This is a genomic window from Bariatricus sp. SGI.161, from assembly GCF_050313695.1.
Taxonomy (GTDB): Bacteria; Bacillota; Clostridia; order Lachnospirales; family Lachnospiraceae; genus JAFBIX01.
The window spans coordinates 1-19,745 of record NZ_JBNPLX010000026.1; the positions used below are offsets into that span (position 1 = coordinate 1).

General features: G+C 42.4%; 21 protein-coding genes and 2 tRNA genes. 13 read left to right on the forward strand and 10 right to left on the reverse strand.

Going from position 1 to position 19,745, the window contains the following annotated elements:
* Positions 1 to 125 precede the first annotated feature (125 nt).
* The 12 genes from rbsK (at position 126) to ACQRBH_RS13610 (ending at position 10,566) form a co-directional block, all read left to right on the forward strand.
* Positions 126 to 1,031 carry a ribokinase gene (rbsK, locus tag ACQRBH_RS13555; protein WP_427762095.1) on the forward strand — a complete coding sequence of 302 codons (906 nt, stop codon included), beginning with the start codon at positions 126 to 128 and terminating at the stop codon, positions 1,029 to 1,031.
* A 347-nt stretch (positions 1,032 to 1,378) separates the two neighbouring features.
* Positions 1,379 to 2,680: an ABC transporter substrate-binding protein gene (locus tag ACQRBH_RS13560; protein ID WP_427762097.1), complete on the forward strand. Its 1,302-nt coding sequence runs from the start codon at positions 1,379 to 1,381 to the stop codon at positions 2,678 to 2,680.
* Positions 2,681 to 2,783: 103 nt separating this feature from the next.
* Positions 2,784 to 3,707, forward strand: coding sequence for a carbohydrate ABC transporter permease (locus ACQRBH_RS13565; protein ID WP_427743614.1), 924 nt, complete (start codon positions 2,784 to 2,786; stop codon positions 3,705 to 3,707).
* Between the two features lie 3 nt (positions 3,708 to 3,710).
* A complete protein-coding gene (locus tag ACQRBH_RS13570; protein ID WP_235232983.1) occupies positions 3,711 to 4,547 on the forward strand; it encodes a carbohydrate ABC transporter permease in 837 nt (278 codons plus the stop codon).
* Between the two features lie 32 nt (positions 4,548 to 4,579).
* Positions 4,580 to 5,905 (forward strand): ADP-dependent glucokinase/phosphofructokinase, encoded by a 1,326-nt coding sequence (locus ACQRBH_RS13575; protein WP_235232987.1) that lies wholly within the window; start codon positions 4,580 to 4,582, stop codon positions 5,903 to 5,905.
* 62 nt (positions 5,906 to 5,967) lie between these two features.
* Positions 5,968 to 6,831, forward strand: a complete 864-nt coding sequence (locus ACQRBH_RS13580; RefSeq protein ID WP_235232982.1) for a ketose-bisphosphate aldolase — start codon at positions 5,968 to 5,970, stop codon at positions 6,829 to 6,831.
* 36 nt (positions 6,832 to 6,867) lie between these two features.
* On the forward strand, positions 6,868 to 7,716 hold the full coding sequence (locus ACQRBH_RS13585; protein ID WP_235232981.1) for a MurR/RpiR family transcriptional regulator: 849 nt from the start codon (positions 6,868 to 6,870) through the stop codon (positions 7,714 to 7,716).
* 112 nt (positions 7,717 to 7,828) lie between these two features.
* Entirely contained in the window at positions 7,829 to 8,512 is a 684-nt protein-coding gene (locus ACQRBH_RS13590; protein WP_235232980.1) for a D-lyxose/D-mannose family sugar isomerase, read from the forward strand.
* Positions 8,513 to 8,526: 14 nt separating this feature from the next.
* A complete protein-coding gene (locus ACQRBH_RS13595) occupies positions 8,527 to 9,399 on the forward strand; it encodes an aldose 1-epimerase family protein (protein WP_427762099.1) in 873 nt (290 codons plus the stop codon).
* A gap of 172 nt (positions 9,400 to 9,571) precedes the next feature.
* A tRNA-Asn gene (locus ACQRBH_RS13600) sits at positions 9,572 to 9,643 on the forward strand.
* Positions 9,644 to 9,714: 71 nt separating this feature from the next.
* Entirely contained in the window at positions 9,715 to 10,377 is a 663-nt protein-coding gene (locus ACQRBH_RS13605) for a transaldolase family protein (RefSeq protein ID WP_427762102.1), read from the forward strand.
* A gap of 117 nt (positions 10,378 to 10,494) precedes the next feature.
* Positions 10,495 to 10,566 (forward strand) — tRNA-Asn (locus tag ACQRBH_RS13610).
* A gap of 296 nt (positions 10,567 to 10,862) precedes the next feature.
* On the opposite strand, the gene ACQRBH_RS13615 is transcribed toward ACQRBH_RS13610, so the two are convergent.
* The 10 genes from ACQRBH_RS13615 to ACQRBH_RS13660 form a co-directional block, all read right to left on the reverse strand.
* Positions 10,863 to 12,176, reverse strand: a complete 1,314-nt coding sequence (locus ACQRBH_RS13615) for a tyrosine-type recombinase/integrase (RefSeq protein WP_427762105.1) — start codon at positions 12,174 to 12,176, stop codon at positions 10,863 to 10,865.
* 85 nt (positions 12,177 to 12,261) lie between these two features.
* Complete coding sequence (locus tag ACQRBH_RS13620) at positions 12,262 to 12,465, reverse strand: excisionase (RefSeq protein ID WP_427762107.1); 204 nt, start codon at positions 12,463 to 12,465, stop codon at positions 12,262 to 12,264.
* 420 nt (positions 12,466 to 12,885) lie between these two features.
* Positions 12,886 to 13,122: a helix-turn-helix domain-containing protein gene (locus ACQRBH_RS13625; RefSeq protein ID WP_110437017.1), complete on the reverse strand. Its 237-nt coding sequence runs from the start codon at positions 13,120 to 13,122 to the stop codon at positions 12,886 to 12,888.
* A 6-nt stretch (positions 13,123 to 13,128) separates the two neighbouring features.
* A complete protein-coding gene (locus tag ACQRBH_RS13630) occupies positions 13,129 to 13,560 on the reverse strand; it encodes a sigma-70 family RNA polymerase sigma factor (protein WP_427762108.1) in 432 nt (143 codons plus the stop codon).
* A gap of 574 nt (positions 13,561 to 14,134) precedes the next feature.
* Positions 14,135 to 15,499 (reverse strand): sensor histidine kinase, encoded by a 1,365-nt coding sequence (locus ACQRBH_RS13635; RefSeq protein WP_427762110.1) that lies wholly within the window; start codon positions 15,497 to 15,499, stop codon positions 14,135 to 14,137.
* Entirely contained in the window at positions 15,490 to 16,152 is a 663-nt protein-coding gene (locus tag ACQRBH_RS13640) for a response regulator transcription factor (RefSeq protein ID WP_427762112.1), read from the reverse strand. Before ACQRBH_RS13640 ends, ACQRBH_RS13635 begins: the two co-directional genes overlap by 10 nt.
* A 38-nt stretch (positions 16,153 to 16,190) precedes the next feature.
* Positions 16,191 to 16,568: a NisI/SpaI family lantibiotic immunity lipoprotein gene (locus tag ACQRBH_RS13645; protein WP_427762113.1), complete on the reverse strand. Its 378-nt coding sequence runs from the start codon at positions 16,566 to 16,568 to the stop codon at positions 16,191 to 16,193.
* On the reverse strand, positions 16,561 to 17,304 hold the full coding sequence (locus ACQRBH_RS13650; protein WP_427762114.1) for a lantibiotic immunity ABC transporter MutG family permease subunit: 744 nt from the start codon (positions 17,302 to 17,304) through the stop codon (positions 16,561 to 16,563). The genes ACQRBH_RS13645 and ACQRBH_RS13650 overlap by 8 nt, the downstream gene beginning before the upstream one ends.
* A gap of 2 nt (positions 17,305 to 17,306) precedes the next feature.
* Positions 17,307 to 18,053, reverse strand: a complete 747-nt coding sequence (locus ACQRBH_RS13655; protein WP_427762117.1) for a lantibiotic immunity ABC transporter MutE/EpiE family permease subunit — start codon at positions 18,051 to 18,053, stop codon at positions 17,307 to 17,309.
* Positions 18,054 to 18,758, reverse strand: coding sequence for a lantibiotic protection ABC transporter ATP-binding protein (locus ACQRBH_RS13660; RefSeq protein WP_427762139.1), 705 nt, complete (start codon positions 18,756 to 18,758; stop codon positions 18,054 to 18,056).
* A 405-nt stretch (positions 18,759 to 19,163) separates the two neighbouring features.
* Between ACQRBH_RS13660 and ACQRBH_RS13665 the strand changes: the two genes are divergently transcribed.
* Positions 19,164 to 19,532 (forward strand): helix-turn-helix domain-containing protein, encoded by a 369-nt coding sequence (locus tag ACQRBH_RS13665; protein ID WP_427762119.1) that lies wholly within the window; start codon positions 19,164 to 19,166, stop codon positions 19,530 to 19,532.
* The last annotated feature ends 213 nt before the right edge of the window (positions 19,533 to 19,745 follow it).

The window sequence follows — 19,745 nt, forward strand, 5'->3', positions numbered from 1 at the left end:
ATTTGGCTGTCTTTTTTCATATGTAAAAAAGATTATTATCATTCAAAATGTTTTGTTATAATAATTAGTTGATTTAACGAGATGAAATTCGTACAAAATAATAAAAATAAAAAGGAGAAGAACAAGTGAAGAATATTGTAGTGGTTGGAAGTTTGAACCTGGACACAGTTATAGAGGTTCCTCAAATGCCAAAAGCGGGGGAAACACTTGCCGGAACGAGTGTAACTCAGATTCCGGGAGGAAAAGGAGCGAATCAGGCGTACGCAGTTGGTAAGCTTCTTGGAAAAGTTAAAATGATTGGTGCAGTGGGAGATGACGCTCCAGGGAAAGTTCTTGTCAATAACCTGAAAAGTGTCGGAGTGGATGTTTCCGGTATATCAAAGATTAAAGGAGGGACAACAGGACAGGCATTTATAACGGTAGAAGATAGTGGGGAGAATTCCATTATCATTATCGCAGGTACGAACGCAGATGTAACAAAAGAACTAATTCAGAAGAATGAGGATGTAATTCAAAAGGCAGATATTATTATTATGCAGTTGGAGATACCTCTGGAGACTGTGAAATATGTAAAAGAAATTGCGATAAAGCTTGGCAAGACGGTTATTTTAGATCCAGCTCCGGCAGTTCCTGATCTTCCGGATAGTTTCTGGAAAGGAATTGATTATATTAAGCCGAATGAAACAGAACTTTCTATATTGGTGGGCAGGCCGCTTGAGGGGATAGAGGCAATTCAGGAAGGCGCCTGTTCTATGTTAAAAAAAGGTGTAAAAAATGTATTGGTTACACTTGGGAGCGAAGGGTGCTTGTTTGTGGCAGAAGGAACGGAAGAGTATTATCCGGCATGTAAGGTAGAGGCAGTAGATACAACTGCAGCAGGAGACAGCTTTACCGCAGCATTTGCTTTGGCGTTAAGTCGGGGGAAAACCTGTGGAGAGGCTATTGTGTTCGGACAAAAGGTGGCATCTATTGCAGTAACCAGAAAGGGAGCTCAGACTTCTATTCCATCACCAGAAGAAATTATGGAGTAAGAGAGAAAAAGGGTTACAGTATTTGGGAAAATTATTACTAAATGCTGTGACCCTTTTTATGTTAATGTGTAAGAAATGTATTTTCATGACGCGACATCGATAAGTGAAATAATTAACGAAAAAATAAAATTTCTTACACATAATTTAAATTTAGCAATAATACATATTGACAATATGAAAATTTATTTTATAATATAATTAAAACAGCATAAAAAGTGAAAGAAAAATAAGGATAAATTAGCGAATATAGACATAAAAATCCATCCATATGTGATATTCGGAAATTTGCCTTAAAAATTTTTTCACAAAATGCTGAAATAAAATTTCATTTAAAGGAGGAACTATTAATGAAAAAGAGAACAATCATGAAGAAAATGCTTTCAGTTGGTCTGGTTGGCGCAATGGTACTTTCATTAGCAGCTTGTGGATCTAGCAGCAGCGGAGATTCAGAAGAAGCTAGTGGAGACAGCGGAGATGGCGTTACACTTGAATTCCAGCAGTGGTGGGGCGTAGAGCTTCCGGATGGAGCACTTCAGGAGATCTGTGATGACTTCACAGAGGAAACAGGAATCAACATTGAACTTCTGAGCAATCCTTATGCAGATACTAAGACTCAGATCGCAGCTGGTGCAGCAGCAGGAACAATGGCTGATGTAGTTGGTCTTGATGGATCTTGGGTATATGATTTTGCAAAACAGGAGTCTATCGCAAACTTGACAGATTTGATGACAGATGCAGGCTATGATGACAGCCAGTTATCAGATCAGATTCAGGTAGATGGAAGTACATACATGATTCCAGTTGTTAACTTTGCATATCCATTATATGTAAATATGGACATCCTTGAGGAAGCTGGGGTTTCTGAGGTTCCAACAACATGGTCTGAGTTCTTGGATGCATGCGATAAGATTACATCTAATACAGATGCAGCTGCATTTGCAATTCCATTATCTTCTGAAGCTCCTAACGGTATTCAGAATCAGTTCATGACATGGCTGTGGGCATCAGGCGGAGCTATGTTAGAAGATGGAAAACCGAACCTTGAAGGTAATGAAGATCTGGAGAAGGTTGTTGATTTCGTAAAAGAGATGAAAGACAACGAATACCTCTCTGACGGTGCTGAAGCTATGAAAGAGCAGGATATGGTTAACGAGTTCGAAAACGGACGTCTTGCATTCATGGTAGATGGAATTTCTCACTTGACACTGATCAAAGAAGAAAGCCCAGACCTTAACTTTGATTACGCTAAGATGCCTGTAATGGATGGTTACGAAGGCGAAAGCGGAATGGACGTTGCTAACTGGGGTATCGGTATTGCTGAAAACTGCGAGAACAAAGAAGAGGCATGGCAGTTTGTAGAATATCTTATGAGCCCAGAAGTAAATGCTAAATTAGCTCAGCTTGCAAATGCTTTCCCAGGAAATGCAACTGCAGAGCCTGATTATTCTGAAAATGATGAATTATTCCTGAAAGCATACGACATCTTCCAGACAGGTTATGCTATCAACGAGTTCACAGGTGCTCCTACATCTGAAGACTTAATGAGAAGCTTTAATGAGCAGCTTGTATTATATCTGGATGGAGATACAGCATCTGCAGCAGATATGTTAAGTGCAGCACAGGCAAGCTGGGAGCCGGCTTTTGAATAAAAATCGGACAGAAATATAGGTTAAAGAGTTAGTGTTAAAGAATATAGGCTGCGCGTATATTCGCGCAGCCTATACTTCTCAATAAATGAAGGAGGTGGGATGATTGGCAAAGGGAAATAAAGTAATGACAAGACCGGCAGGAAGCAAAAAGGATGTATTAAAGAAACAGGCAACACCATATTTATATCTTTTACCAACAGTTGCATTAATGATTGTTCTGCTGGTTGTACCTATTATCATGGTTATCGGATATTCCTTCTTCGATAATGTGATTGTTAATAAGAATCCTATTTTTGTTGGATTGCAGAACTATAAAGCAGTACTGACGGACCCAACATTTCTGGTCGCAATAAGGAATACGCTTTTCTTTGTTATCGTCAGCATTGTAGCACATCTTTTAATTGGTATGTTATTTGCAATGGTATTGAATACAAGATACCTTGGTGTTAGAGTAAAAGGTATTTTCCGAGTAATCTATGCTTTGCCATGGATGTTTACAGCATCTGTTATTGCAATTCTCTGGAGAATGATGTTAGATCCGAATGGTGTAATCAACTATCTTATTACATCCATGCACATAGTTGATAAAAACATATCGTTCCTGGCAACGAGAGATATTGCGCTTAAAGCGGTTACAGTGATTAATATTTGGTCGGGATATCCTTTCTATATGATTAGTATTCTGGCAGGATTACAGGGAATTTCAGGAGATTTATATGAGGCATCCGCACTGGATGGCGCGAATGCTATTCAGACATTTTTCCGAATTACAATTCCTCAATTAAAACCGATTCTTGTCAGTCTTCTGATGTTAGACTTTGTTTGGACATTGCAGCAATTCGCTTTGATTTGGATGACTACAGGAGGCGGACCGGTCAATGCAACCGAGACGATTAGTACATATATATACAAACAGGGCTTCACAAAATACCAGTATTCAATGGCATCGGCTGCAGCCGTAATTCTTCTTATTGTATGTACGATTATTGGAATCTTCTATGTCAGACAACAAAGATCGGAGGATTAAAGTATGATAGGAAAGAAAAAAATTTCAGTTCAGATTTTAGTTATCATAGTATTGATCATTGGTACTTTGTGGGCGGGTTTTCCGATTGTATGGATGTTCTTGAATTCATTTAAGCCTAATGCGGAGATTTTCGCATGGCCGCCGACATGGATTTCTGAGAATTTTAGTTTGGATGCTTATAAAGCAATCTTTACGAACCCGGAACAGGTAAGGTTTTTTATTAACAGTTACATTATAGCTGGGTTGGTAGTAGTGATCACTCTTATTATTGGAATTATGGCATCTTATGCATTTAGCCGTTTTGACTTTAGAGGAAAGAGCGTAATCAATACGGTTATTGTTGCTGTACAGGCTGTACCGCCGATCACTTTGTTGATTCCATATTTGAGTTTGATTGTAAGCTTAAAATTATACAATACATATGCAGCGCTTGTCCTGACATATCTGGTATTTACACTTCCATATTGTATCTTGATGACAACGGGATATCTGAATACTCTTCCAAAAGAGTTAGATGAAGCTGTTATGATTGATGGAGGATCCCGTTGGAAAGCTTTGTGGAAAATCCTGGTTCCTACAGCTGTACCTGGTCTGGTATCCGTTGGAATGTATACATTCATGCAGGCATGGAATGAATATTTGTTTGCGTTAGCATTGACAAAGACGAATGATATGCGTACGGTGCCGGTAGGTATCAACTTGTTGATGGGACAGCATTCATATGAGTGGAATCAGATGATGGCAATGAGTGTACTTGGATCATTACCGATACTTGTATTATTCTTGTTCTTCCAGAGATACTTTATCGCTGGTATGACAGCAGGATCAGTAAAGAGTTAAGACAGATAATATTTAGGAGGATTTCAATAGTGATGAATGTATTACAGATTGAGCAAAAATACAGGCAGGCATATGAAACAATGGATGAGACAGTGAAAAAGCGTGTGTCTGAGAAGCGTTATACAGCAATGGGATATACCAGCAACCTGGATGTTTTGTGCGATTTTCAGGTTGAAAGATTGAATGAATTGCTTGCAAAATACCTTCCAGATGGAGATCTTTCTCAGATGGAAGTCCCGGAAAAGGTTCACACTATGGAAGAATTGCTCCAGACAATTGTGTATTATTGTAGCCGGGGAATAGGCGGAGAAGCTGATATAGAGAATACAAAACTCCTGGAAGAGTGCTTTTCTGCACAGTATGGAATGGGCGGTACGGCAGTTCAGGCGGCTTTGGCACTTGCTCAGGTGGGTTGCCCGTCTGTCGTGCATCTTACAGACGACTCCAAAGAGGTATGTAAGTTGTTAGAGTCTCCTTATGTTTATACTGTTTCTGATGAAGGAAAATTGGTACATACAGATGGACTTGTCCAGACTCAGGATCAGGAAGTACACTGTATTATACAGTTTAAAAAAGGTGATGTGATCTGTCTGGGCAATCAAAAAGCAGAGATTCCTTGCTCGAACCGATTGATTTTAACAAAGATTACGGTGAATGAATATGTTCCGTTTTTTAAACCTTATTTTAAATGGGTCGAAGAAAATGCAGAACATGTAAGCAGTAATGTATTGTCCAGCTTTAATGCGCTTTTAGATCCGGAAGTTTTGAAGGAACATTTGGATTTTGCAGAACAGCATGTCATGAAATATCGTGAAAAAAACCCGGAGGGTATCGTATTCTTTGAAGATGCACACTTCCATGATATTTCCGTAAGAAAGCTTTGTCTGGAGACGGTATGCTCTTGCGTGGATATTGTCAGCCTGAACGAAGAAGAACTGAAGTACACATTAAAAGAAATGTATGATTTTGATATAGATATTAGTGACATTATTTCCTGTGTTGAAGGTGCAAAATTTATTCGGGAAAAATTTGGTATCCGCAAGGGTATTATCATTCATACCAAAGATTATTCTATGTATGTAGGTGAAAAACTGAAAGCAGATATTGAAAAAGGGCTGATGTATGGAAATATGTTGGCTACTGCAAAAGCACAGAATGGAAGCTATGGTACGAAGGAACAGATTGGAGAGGTTCTTACCTTTGAGCTGAGCCCGAAGGGGATTGAGAACTACAGTAAAGTGATAGAGAGCAAATACGCGGATGAAGTAACATTAGTACCGTCGAAATATATTGATAAACCTAAATATACCATTGGATTGGGTGATTCATTCTTAGGCGGCGTACAAATGTGTTTCTAAAAAATATTTTATAGAAAAAAGTGGTAATTTATAGTATTATATTTCTAGAGGAGGACTAAATTATGTTAATGAATATGAAAGACATCTTGGCAGTAGCAAAGGAGAACAAATTTGCGATTCCGGCATTCAATATTTCCGATTACTCAATGTTCTTGGGAATCATGGATGTTTGCGAGGAAACTAATTCACCGGTTATCATTGAGATTCATCCAGATGAATTAAGCTTTACTGGACCAGAGATGGTTTTAGCTATTAAGGAAAGAGCATATAAGTCACCAGTGCCAGTATGTATTCACTTGGATCACTGTAGTGATTTTGGAACAATTATTTATGCAATCCAGTCTGGATTTACATCTGTAATGTTTGATGGTGCAGAGCTTCCTTTTGAAGAAAATATCGCGGGTGCTAAGAAAGTAGTAGAAGCTGCACATCCTGCAAATGTATCTGTTGAGGCAGAACTTGGAACTATCGGATCTACTGATCCGGCAGATTTCGAAGGCGGAACAGCAAAAATCATTTATACAAATCCAGACGATGCAGCAAAATTTGTTGCAGAGACAGGTGTAGATACTCTTGCTGTTGCAATCGGAACATGTCATGGTTTATATCCAGCAGGAATGAAACCAGAACTTAAACTGGATATTTTGAAAGAGATTGAAGCAAAAGTAGATATTCCATTGGTTCTTCATGGTGGATCTAACAATCCGGACAAAGAAATTGGAGAATCTGTAACACTTGGAATCAATAAGATTAATATTTCTTCTGATATCAAGGTTGCATATTTCCAGAAAATGAGAGAAGTATTAAAAGATGAAGGGGTAAGAGAGCCAAATGTAATTGAGCCTCAATGTATGGAAGCTATGAAAGAGTGTGCAAAACATAAATTAGAACTCTTCCAGACAATTGGAAAAGCTTCTTTATACTAAGCCTTTTGGGCTCTCCCTTCAAGGAGAGGTGTCAAAGTGAAAAAAGAGAGTATGCTGAATAAAGGTGTTCTCGAGGTAATAAAAGAGAACTATAACTGCATTTTTTCAGCTGAAAAAAAGGTAGCAGATTTTGTCTTGAAAAATCCACAAAAGACGGTGGATTCTAATGTGTCTGAACTGGCAAAGCAAAGTGGTGTGAGTGATGCAACGGTTGTAAGAATGTGTCACCATATTGGCTATACGGGTTATTATGAATTCCGTATTACTCTGGCGAAGGATTTGGGAAGACAGCAGTATGAGACGGTCAATCGTGTACAGACGCATGATGAGGTAGAAAGGCAATTTCGAGAATATGCGGAGAATATTATCGCAATAGGGCGAAGGATAGATGCCGATGTCATGTGGAATTGCGTGAATCTATTGAAGTCATGTAAGCAGGCGCATCTTCTGGCCGTAGGAAATACATGCCCATTAACTCAGTATATGGGATTCCGTCTTGGAAGATTAGGAATTAAAAGCACATATAATGTTGCCGCAGAATATTTTTTGAATAATGTAAATTTAGCTGATTCAGATGATATATTGGTTGCAATTTCTCAATCTGGTACATCCAAACAAGTGATTCAGGGATTGGAGCTTGGAAAGGAAAAAGGATTAAAAGCGATTGCGATTACTGCTTATGCAAATTCACCAGTAGCGAATCTTGCAGACTATGTACTGCTTTCGGCAGGAACAGAAGGACCTTTTAATTATTATAAAGGTTTTGCGCATTTGAATGAAACTGCAGTAATAGATGCTCTTTTGAACTTTGTCACAAATGCAGAATTAATCAATAAGAAGCAGGCTGACAGGCCTGAGATTATATTATCAGAATACAAGATGTAAGTATGATAATGTAGAACAGCGGGGCTCTTTTCATGCTTCATGTATGAAGAAGCCCTGCTGTTTATTTATAAAAGCAAAGTTTTGAAAGAATAAAATGTTTGGAGGAAATAATATGAAACGTTCAAGGATTAATCAGGTAATTAAGGATATGGAGCAGTTGATCAAGGAACATGGGTTTGAGATTCCACCGTTTGCAAAGTGGGCTGCTGAAGACTGGAAGAGTGTTGGACATGAATATGATGAAATCCGTGATAATAAACTTGGATGGGATATTACGGATTACGGCCTTGGCAAATTTGATGAGGTCGGATTCGCGCTCCTTACAATTCGAAACGGAAATCAGAAGATGCCAGAGAAGTATCCAAAGACATATGCAGAGAAATTATTAATGCTCTACGAGGGACAGACCGCTCCATTGCACTATCATGTATCTAAGATGGAAGATATTATCAACCGAGGCGGAAATGATATCTATATCACTGTTTATAACGGAACTAAGGATATGGAAAAACTGGATACAGATGTAGTTGTATATAAAGATGGTAAGAAAGAAATTGTTCCGGCAGGAACAAAAGTGCTTTTGACACCTGGAGAGAGTATTACAATTACACCTTATATGTTCCATGATTTTGTAGTTCCGGAAACTGGCGGATCTGTTCTGTTAGGAGAGGTATCTATGTGTAATGATGACGATAACGATAACTTCTTCTATGAGAGAATGGGACGTTTCCCAACAATCGAAGAAGATGAGCCGGCATACCGTCTACTGTGTACAGAATATCCAGATGCAGAATAGTGGGAGGAATGAACGTGGATTATGAGATTAGTAATCGATGCATGACGGTTAAGATAGCTGCTACCGGTGCAGAGATGCAGTCTGTCTCAAAAGATGGCGTTGAGTATCTCTGGAGTGGAGATCAGAAATACTGGCCGGAAAGAGCTCCGATTCTGTTCCCTTTTGTAGGAAGATTTACAGAAGGAAAGTACACTCTTAATGGAAAAGAATACTGCATGGGGATTCACGGATTCGCAAGAAGCCTTCCGTATCGGGTAGTAGAGCATGACCGAGAAAGAATCGTTATGGAACTGGAGGATACAGAAGAAACATATGAGTCCTATCCGTATCATTTTGTTTTGCGCGTGAGTTATGAACTGAATGAAAATCAGATTAAGATAGGATATCAGGTTCGGAACAATTCAGATAAGATGATGTATTTCGGAATTGGCGGTCATCCCGGATTCAAGGCACCGCTGGAAGATGGCCTGGAATTCTCAGATTATTATCTGGAGTTTTCGGGAAAAGGTTGCCCAGACAGGGTTGGTCATACAGAAACTTGTTTCCTGAATGGAATCAATAAAGAATTTCCATTAGAAGATGGGCAAAAGATAAGAATGAGACATGATATGTTCGATGATGATGCTATTGTTCTTCAGAATATGTCGGGGGAAGTGACATTAAAATCGGACAAAGGAACAAGAAGTGTTACGGTATCTTATCCTAAGATGTCTTATCTAGGATTCTGGCATGCACCGAAAACAGAAGCGCCCTATATTTGTATTGAACCATGGACTTCCCTTCCATCCAGGCAAGATGTGGTAGAAGAGTTCAGCAATAAGAGTGATCTGGTACGTCTGGGAACTGGTGAGACTTATTGCAATCAGTGGAGTATAACAATCCGCTAAGGATCTGCAGATATATTGATATGCCCTTTAAGTTGGCGTAGTGCTTAAAGGGCGTATCTCTCCAATTTTAGAATTGAAATAAATATTTGTGAAAATAAAAAAATAAATATTTGTGAAAATAAAAAAGTCCTTGCAAAATAGATTGCAGAGTGTTATACTAGAAAGGTAGTAATCCTCGATAGCTCAATGGTAGAGCACACGGCTGTTAACCGTGGGGTTGTTGGTTCGAGCCCAACTCGGGGAGCTGGATATTGACCTATAGACTTTGCAGTCTATAGGTTTTTTGTTGTAAAGGATTATTTTAGGAGGGTTATTATGAGATTATTAGCAGATACAGCAAATATAAAGGAATTAGAAATTCTAAAAAATAAAAATCTTATCGAGGGAGTTACAACGAATCCTTCGATTATTTCAAAAGAAGGAAAAGATGGTATAAAAATACTTAGAGCGATTACAGAATTACTCCCTGATATGCCAGTATTTGGTCAGGTTGTTGGGGAAACAGTTGAAGATATGGTCGCAGATGGGAAGCGTATTAATTCTGCAGGAGATAATATGGTCGTAAAGATTCCTGCTAATTACCATGGAGTAGAAGCAATTGCAAGGTTAAGTGAGCTGGGAATTAAAACATGTGCAACTGCGATATTGACTGCCGCAGAAGCCGTTCTGTGTGCACAGGCCGGAGCCACATATGTTGCGCCATACACAGGACAAAATGATATCATAGGGTATAAAGGTGTCGATACACTTTTGCAAATATCAACGGTATATAAAAAATTAAATATAGATACAAAGATTTTAGCTGCATCTATAGAAAAATCACAGGAAATTGTCGACTACTTTATGGCAGGAGCAGATTGCCTTACACTTCCATATCATGTTTTTGAAGATACCTTTACTTCACCGAATCCATTAACAGAGCATTATATCAATAATTTTAAGCGAGACTGGATGAATGCAGAATGCTTTTTTGAATAATAATAGATAAAAATGACGGGCGCTTGGCGAGCGCCCGTATTCCCAAAAATATTGAAGATATGGTAATAAAAATTCTTGCAAAATAGATTGGGGAGAGTTATACTAGAAAAGTAGTAATCCTCGATAGCTCAATGGTAGAGCACACGGCTGTTAACCGTGGGGTTGTTGGTTCGAGCCCAACTCGGGGAGTTTTTTATAATCCGTAGGCAGATGCTTACGGATTTTTTGTATTACAAGGCGCAGAGATTTTTAGTACAATCTCTGCGATTTTTGCGATATGCTGGTTTATTTGATATGAAATATTTTACTTAATGATTTAATAGATTTCAGATTATCTCTTTAGAAGTGTTTATATGCCGGTATAGCCCGTATTTTCGGGCTTTCCCGGTATTTTTTTATCGGAAGAACCTCACATATTTTTCCATAACCCCTCACGTTTTTGCGGTCAAAAGTAGTAGAAGCGGTAGTAAAATACCCGTGTACTACTAAGCGGCGGCCTTGGTTTCCCCGGCGTTCTCCACGGCAGGGGCGGCAACTTCCACGGTGTTCTCCACGGTGGTTTCCGCCGCTTCCACGGCCTTTTCTGCCTTGGCCGCTTCCAGCCGCGCCATTTCCGCCTGTGCGGAATGGAATGTGGCGTGAGCGTAATAGTTCAGCGTCATGGTGATGTTGGCGTGTCCCATGATGTACTGCAACGCCTTGGGGTTCATGCCGTCATTCGCCATTCTTGTGCAGAACGTGTGCCGCATGGTGTGTGGCGTCATTACTGCTGGCAACGGCTCCTTGTGGCACTTGTTAAACTTCTTGGCAAGGCACTTGAACATTGCATCATAGTTTACCGCTACTTTCGGCAGGCCGTCCCGGTTCAGGAACAGGAAATCACTATATCCGTCCACTTGGATTGACTTGCCTCGTTTGCGGTTCTTCAACACGCGCTGGAACGCTTCATACGCTGCTGCGCTCATTGGCACCTGTCGGAATCCGCTGTCTGTCTTGGGCGTTTCGATGTAGTAGCCATCCTCCGTACTTCTTAGAAGCTGGTGGTCTACATTGATAAATCGCTGCTCAAAGTTCAGGTCAGCGGGGGTCAGGCCGCATAGTTCGGAAATGCGAAGTCCCGTTTCCAGCAGGATTACAACCTCGTCATAATACTTGGAATAGACGCTATCGCCCTGCATGAAGTCCAGGAGTTCTTTTTCCTGTGTTGGGGTCAGTGGCACTTTTGGTTCGGTATCGTCGCTGATTACTTCGCTGATCTGGAAGTCAAACGGGTTCTTCCGCAGGCAATCATCCTGAATTGCCATATAGAAAATGGCTTTCAGGGAACGCTTGCTGTTGCAGATCGTGGTGTAGGCCACGCCTTTTTCCTGCATACGCAAGACCCATTCTTTTGCATCGGACAGCTTCACACTGTCGATGCTGGCCGCCCCCAGCTTATCTTCGGATAGAAGTTTCATCAACTGCTGGCGTCCTTTTTGGGTTCCCCGCTTCACATTTCCCCGTTGCCGGATGTACTTGGCATAAAGCTGGCAGACCGTCATTTTCTTGCCGATGGTGTCTATCCCGTCGTCAATGTCTTTCTGTATCTGCTTGATCTTCTCGCGGAGTGAAATATCAGGCCGCTTTCCGGCAGGGATTTTGTCGGTGGGTACTAACTTCCATGAGTAAACAAACTTCGGTTCTCCAAAAGTGTCCGTATATTTGTAAGCATATCTTCCGTCTGCTCGCTGGCTCTCTCCAGATTTCAAAAGGCGGCCTTTGCTGTCCCGTCTTTTTATATCTCGTTCTTGCTTTGACATATCTCGTCATGCTCCTTTCCATGACGGAAAGAGCCGCAAATATGCTTATAACTTATTATAGCATATCTGCGGCCCTTTTTCACTATTAGATTGTGTCCAGGGTGTCAATTATTTTCTCGAATTGCTTCCGCTTGATCTGGATGCGGTTGCCATTCATAATGACCCAGCCAGCAGATTGATTTTCTTCGGCCAGCTTACGCAGTTTGTTTTCCCCGATACGAAAATATTTAGACGCTTCCTCTATGGTCAGCGTGTATTTTTCCCAGATAGGCACATCATTGTTATTCATAATGTGGCCCCCTTTCACTAAGATTTTATAGGAAAAGGGGCATAGCGGACGGCTGCTGGCACAGCTCCACGGGACTTTCACCCCCGCGTGGTTCTCACGCGGCCCTACCCATTGCTTGTGACGCTTTTAACGCTCGAACTATGGCTATAAGGGAGTATCATTGTCCTGCCTGTACGTCGTCGCCCGCAAGCTGCCACACTCACATTGCGGCGTGGTGTTAGTCGCTCCGCTTATCCCTGCGGGAAAAAGCATCGTGGCGCACCAGCCGTCCGGCTCGGCACAGACAGAATGTGTCCGTATGCCCTATGATGCGCCGCCGTTATCTTGCGGGCATATTTGTCAAGGTACAGCCAGCGGCCCGCCGTGGGTTGGTGAAACAGGGAAAGGGTTAAGCTGTTTCAGCCTCCGGGGGCCGGTTTGTCACTTCGTCGTGACGATAGCGTGGATGAGCTTGATTTCCAGACGGCGCTTCATGGCCTCGTCCAGACACACATGAGGATAGCCGTTCTCGTCGTAGAGCGTCCGGGTACACAGCTTGTTCATGTAACCGCTGTAATACCGCAAAACACGTTCCACGGCTTCGGCGTCCCCAGCGCGGGCGGCCTCGATCACCGAGAGGGGCAAAAGCTCAATGCCCTTGTAGTTCGGGTTATTCATCCGCGTTTAACCTCCTTTCGGCATCAACGCCTTTAGCTGTTTCCGCAGCTCCGATAAGGTCTTTGTCCTGTGCCGCTGGACGGCGCTTCGGGACATTCCCACAAGGCCGCCGATCTCGCCGTCTGCCAGTTCCAGAACACAGTGCAAAATTAAAATACTCTGCTCCATGCTGGGAAGTGCGGCAAAGGCTTCGGCTACAAGCTCATTGTCGATATGTAAATCACAGCCATGCGACGAAAAAGTAAAGCTGTCGCTGGGGTAGTGATCTACTGTAAAGAGCTTGTCCAAATCTGCCTGCGATAAAGAACCGAGCGACACTTCACGGTCACGGCGGCGCTTCATTTCTGACAGGTAGCTTTTGGCCTCGTTACGCAGTACCGTCTTACAAAAAGCATCGAACAGGCACCGCGCTTCATAGTCGCGGGGGATAGCATCCATCTTCTCACCCCCTTTCTTTGGGGGATGTTGGTGGTTCTCTCCCTTTCCGCTAACAAGACTTTGGCAAAGCCGTCAGCTACCCGCTAAAGACCTCCTTTTTGAAAATTTCTCAAAGAATTTTTCCGGCCAGGGACAGCGGCTAAAATGCGACAAAAATCGCCCGGCAGGTCGTAGACCCACCGGGCGTTGATTTGAAGTGTTTTGCTGTTGTGTTACATGGTATAGTGCATACTCATAGCCGAAATATCCCTGCGGCGGGGCAAGGCTTTTTTTAAGCGGTAGAAGTGGGTTAGATCATAGTGATAGCAAAACAGCATGGCGGCGTCCTCCCGTGGGCCGCCATGCCTTTATCTGTTGGGAACAGAAAGAAAACGGCGGCCTTGATTTCTCAAAACCGCCGCCAGTGAATGATAAATTGCGCGTGGAAATGGGTCTGTCCAGCAGCGGTTTTTTTCTTTTCTGCCGCTGGGCAGATGGTTTTCTTTGAGTACATAATAAGAGGAATTTTTGAAGATTTCATAAAGATTTGAAAAAATGGACGGCCACAAAAGCCGTCCATCACATTATCAGGAAATCAGCAGGGAAGTTTCATAGTAACCTTTGCACCGCCGGTTTCTTTTGAATTTTCTAAAACAAGTTGCCCATTGTGCTGTTCCATGATCGAATTTGTAATATATAGGCCCATACCGAAGTGCAGCTTTGAATTGCGGCTTTGATCGCCCATATAGAACCGTTCCTGTGCGTGGCATAATGCCTCTTTAGAAAATCCCGTTCCCTCGTCTGTGATTGAAATTTCCACGAAACCGTTGTTGATCTGAACATTCACATAAAGCGTTCCGCCTTGTGGGGAGTAGTCCAACCCATTACTGATAACATTCATAATGGCACGTTCAATCAGAACCTTATCAAATTTCAGCATTTGAGGGAGTGAAACAGTGTTCATTTGCAGCCGGATTTCCTTTGTCCGGCATAGTGATTCCATATAACCGAACAAGTGCTGCATGAACGCTGGCAAGTCTATATTTTCAATATGGAGCTGATAGCCAACCGCTGCCCGTGATATATCAATCAAGGTCTGAATATATGCCTGCATCTGGCCGGAACTTTCCACGATGTAATCAGCATATAATCGCTGTTCAGCATCAAGATTTGTTTCTGTGAGTAAATCAGCGTTTCCCTGAATAACCGTTAGGGGCGTTTTCAAATCATGGGCAAGTGCGGCGATCTGCTCTTTCTGTGTCTGTTCCGTTTTCCATTGCCGTTCTAACGAAATTTTCAGATTATCTTTCATATCTGAAAAAGATGCAAGGACATCTTCAAACTCCTTGATTTTAGAATGTCCTACTTCAAAGTCAAGGTTTTGCTTTGCAACCTCCGCAGTAGCTTCAAAAAGCGGGGTCAGTTGTATACGCAGGTTCTTTGCAAATCTGGCGGTCAGAATGATAATGACCAGCAGCGAATTTACGCCCATCAGAATAAAAGCAAGCGTGTCAGGAGATGGAAAAAAATCCGGCAACCATGATACTGTAAATTGGGAACCAATGTAATATCTTAAAACGCAAAATTCATTTTCCCGGACAACAAGTGCAAACTGCCGCCCCGTAGCATATTCAATATATTCTCCCTTTGCGTACAGCAGGGCAATTTCTTTTTCATCATCGTCCATATTGCTGTAAAGCTCGTTAAAATTCTTATCCAGAATTAAGTAGCCGCATCCCTGTGGAATCACAACCTTTGTAATATCCGGGGCAATCGTCAGCGTTGGAATGATCTCTTTTACCTGCAATTCACTTTGATTTGCCCTTGTAGCCAATCCAGCATTTACAGCAAGGCCCTCCAAAACAAAAGGAACAATAATTGCCGCTATCAGCATGACAATGAGGGAGATAGCAAACTGGCGAAACAATGTTTTCAATGTAGGTTTCTTTTTCACTCCCATTTATATCCTATCCCCCATACGGTGCTGATCGGACTTATTTTGAAATGCTCCAATTTCGCACGAATATTTTTTATATGTGTTGAGATCGTAGAGTTATCGCCTATTCCATCAAACCCGAAAACAGCTTCATAGATTTGTTCTTTCGTAAAAACCTGCCCACGGTTTTTTGCAAGGTATTCACAGATGGAATACTCGCTTTTGGTCAGGGAAACCGGCTGTTCTGAAACATACAGCACCTTTGCGGAAAGGTCAAATCTTATATCAGGCTCAAAGGAAAGCGTACTATGATGCTCTCTTTTTTCTCTGCGTAAATGTGCTGCAACACGGGCGCGAAGCTCCTGAATACGAAACGGCTTCGTAATATAATCATCCGCACCGATACCCAATCCAAATAATATATCTTCCTCTAATGTCTTTGCGGTCAGAAAGAGAATCGGGCAGTCTACCATATTCCTGATCTGTTTGCAAAACTCAAACCCATCTGTGCCAGGCATCATCACATCCAAAAGAATGAGGTCATAGCAATGCAGCTTTTTAATGTCTACATCATCCGTATTTTGACAAGCCGTTATCAAATAGCCATCTTTCCCCAAACTGTTTTTTATCAGTTCCAGGATAGAAACTTCATCGTCAACTACAAGTAAGTGGGTCAAAAAATCACCTCCCGTCCCATTATACCATATTGTCGGGGTTACTCATCATTATTTTTAATGTCAGCTTTCCGATATTCGTTGTTGATATTTACCGCTACGGCATTGCTTATATCCACATCTACAATACTGTAAACGTAGCCGAAACTGAAATCTTCCCCCGCCACATTCTTGAAGCGTTTCGATACCTGCCCGATTTCTTCTTGCAGTTCTGACATTTCCAGACATTCATCCGTTATGGTATAGGTCAGGCCGTTATAGGAAATTTCATCATAGTTTGCGGCGTTCAATTCATAATACGGCAGAGATTCGTTTAACGCCTTGTTTTTATCGGCAGTGTTACGGAGCGCACCGCAGGCGGATAAACAAGTAAGGCTCATAAGCATAATTACCACGGCAAACAGGCACTTTTTATTCACTGGTTTTACCTCCCTCCCAACTACGAAACCAAACTAAACTGGCAATCAGCAAACAGATAGTACAGCATACAGAAATAATCATACCACTGGAAAAATCAGTTTTTACCTGGGCATACAGTTGGGGCCTATCCCATGCAAGCACAGTATAATCCATAGCACGAACGCTCCAAGCCCAGGGAATGTATCTCCATACGGCGTCACCAAGCCCTGTTATCATAAGGGCAGCTATTAGACTTCCTGCAATGCCCAATCCCATAGACGCACCCTTTCCGAAGCTCATACCCACAAACAAATGAATCAGGTAAATAGGGAGCATGGTAATCAACAATAGAATCCCTGCTTTCAGGTATAGGCTTGCCGGAGCCTCCCTGTATAGTACAGCAAATGTTCCCAATGCTAAAAATGTTGCACCCATAGCACAGATCATCAGAAACCCAAGTTTACCAATATACGTTGCTATGCGGGATGGGATTGTTCCTAACAAAAGCTGATAATGCCCGGCCTGATTTTCAATCTGAACAACCAGGCCCACGATAATGCCAATCAGGAACGGAAACGCAACGGCCAATACTTCCAGATAGGCACTGATTTTGGTCGCCGGTTCCCATCTGGATATATAATAATATGCCGCAAAAACCGCCGCACACATAATAGGAATCAGGCTGTGCATATAGAGCAAAATGCTGTGTTTACATTTCTGATATTCTGCTTTCCAGCACCGAATCACAGATACCATAGTTACCCCACCTCCTTTTTTTCAAACCATTTTGCTGTTAAACATGATAGAACAGCAAACCAGACCAGCGAAATGACAAGCGTAAGCAAAATCATCCAAAACGACATTGCCGCGCTCTGATCGGCAACCGGCTCACCGTTCGGTAAAATACCTAACACGGAAATCATAAGATGCGGCACCCAGCTATACGGGCAGATTATCCACAAAGAGGTCGTAGCCGTGAAAATTCCCAAAACGCTGCCGAGTCCGGCATTAAGAATAACCGCGACAAAGATACCCACCTTTTTTGATAGCCACAAGCACAATGGAATTTCCCACAGGCTTGCAATAACAATACAAGCTGTTCCGGCGGCGGCCTGCCCAACACCGATTGTCAGGGGAATTTCATTGATAACGAATATTGCAAAACCGCCCAACAGATTTAGCACCAGGAAAATGAAGTTTCCCACACAGGAGTAAATACCAGACACTCCAATTTTAGCGTTCCAGACTTTGTTCTGCGAAATAGGCAATGAAGCAACAGCACGATATTTTAATTTTCCATTATCCCGCTGCTCAACCAAAGCGCAGGTAAGCGTGAGAAATCCGGGATAGAGCAGGATATACCACCAGTTATAAGAATTGAGCTGGAACCAAAGAGGGGCAAAAAAGTTCATAAGCGCAGTTACAAATGGGGCCAGAACCATCAGCGTTTTAGTGAAAGTTCTCTTATGCTTTAGATTTTCGGCCTGAATATATGCCATTTCCATTTAATATCCCTCCTTGCCATTCCTGCGAATAACATCCATAAAGAGCTGTTCCAAATCTTCACCAGCACGAAGCTCTCCCTCATATCCAAGGACACCGCCAGCAATAATACCTACATGATCTGCAATCTGCTGGACTTCTGACAGAATATGGCTTGACAGAATGACCGTAATTCCATTTGACGGAAAAGAACGAATCAGTTCACGAAGTTCCTCAATCCCCAAAGGGTCAAGTCCGTTTGTCGGTTCATCCAGAATCAAAAGCTGGGGACTATTCAGCAATGCAATAGCGATACCAAGCCGCTGTTTCATGCCAAGAGAAAACTGTCCGGCCCGTTTCTTGCCGGTATTCGCAAGCTGGACAATTTGCAATACCTCGTTAATTCGTGCATCGTCCAGGCCCAGCAATGTAGTTCTGACTTTGAGATTTTCGTATGCAGTCAGATTTTCATAAAGCGGGGGCATTTCGATCAAAGCGCCGATATGCTCCAAATCGTTCCGGTTCCACGGGTGGCCGTCAAACTCAATGTTTCCCGATGTGGGGCGTAAAATGCCGGTAAGCATTTTCAAGATCGTGGATTTGCCAGCTCCGTTCGGCCCCAGCAGGCCATAAACCGAATTGCGCTGAATGTTCAGCGACACGTTATTTACCGCCATCTGCCTTTTGAAATTTTTGCAGAGGTCAGTTGTTTTCAAAATCATATCCATGTAATCAAGTCCTTTCTTTGATTTTACGGATAGCATACCGGGCAATTTTGAAGATTCCATAAAGATTTCCGAAAACAGAATATGAACAATACACCGTAACCGTGGAGCATATCAAAGCAAAGCCTCCGATTTACGCATTTAGGGCCTGAAAACGTCCGGAATTTCAGGGCTTTTCCGGCGTGGTTGCTGGGGCGGCGGTATTCTTTATCCTGTTGCCGCTGTAGCGGGGTTCTAAATGCGTAGAAACAGGCCATAATAAAGACGCCGGATGCAGCGGCCAGCGGGCCACCGTGTCCGACGTTTCTCTATCTCACGCAAGAATGAAATATAAACTGTAACTAAAGTGCATATTGCAACATTCCACGAACAGAATATGAAATATACAATGTAAGTGGGAGGTGCTATATGGCGAATATCGAAGATTGTCCCGGCTTTGAAACTTTCGGCGCGGATGTGAAAGCGGCCCGGCAAGCAAAGCGTATTTCACGCAAAGCAATGGCAGAGAAAATCAATATCGACTGGCGCTATCTTGCCAACATCGAAAACGAGGGGGCCATTCCCAGCCTGCCGGTTATCATACAGCTTATTAAAGCCTGCGGGCTTCCCGTGGAACGGTATTTTAACCCGGAGATCATGCGGGAGGAAAGCGAACAGCGGCAACGGGTCAGCCACAAGCTGAAATTATGCCCGGAAGAATATCTGCCGATCATTGAGGGCGCGATTGACAGCGCCATACAAATTGAACAGCCGAAGAAAGAAACGGAGGATGTGTAACCGGCATCCTCTGTTTTCTCTTTTGTGGAGGGATGCGCAAGCACCCTCTATTTTTTTGCACTTTTTTCTGTTCAGGGGGCTATTTTGCGGGTAGTTTTGGGGGTTGGGAACGTCTTGTTAGCGAGGAAATCAGTAACGTAGCGAGGAAATCAGTAACGTAGCAAGCATAGGGAGTGTAGCCACACTCCCGGCAAACGGCTTCCCGTTTGTATC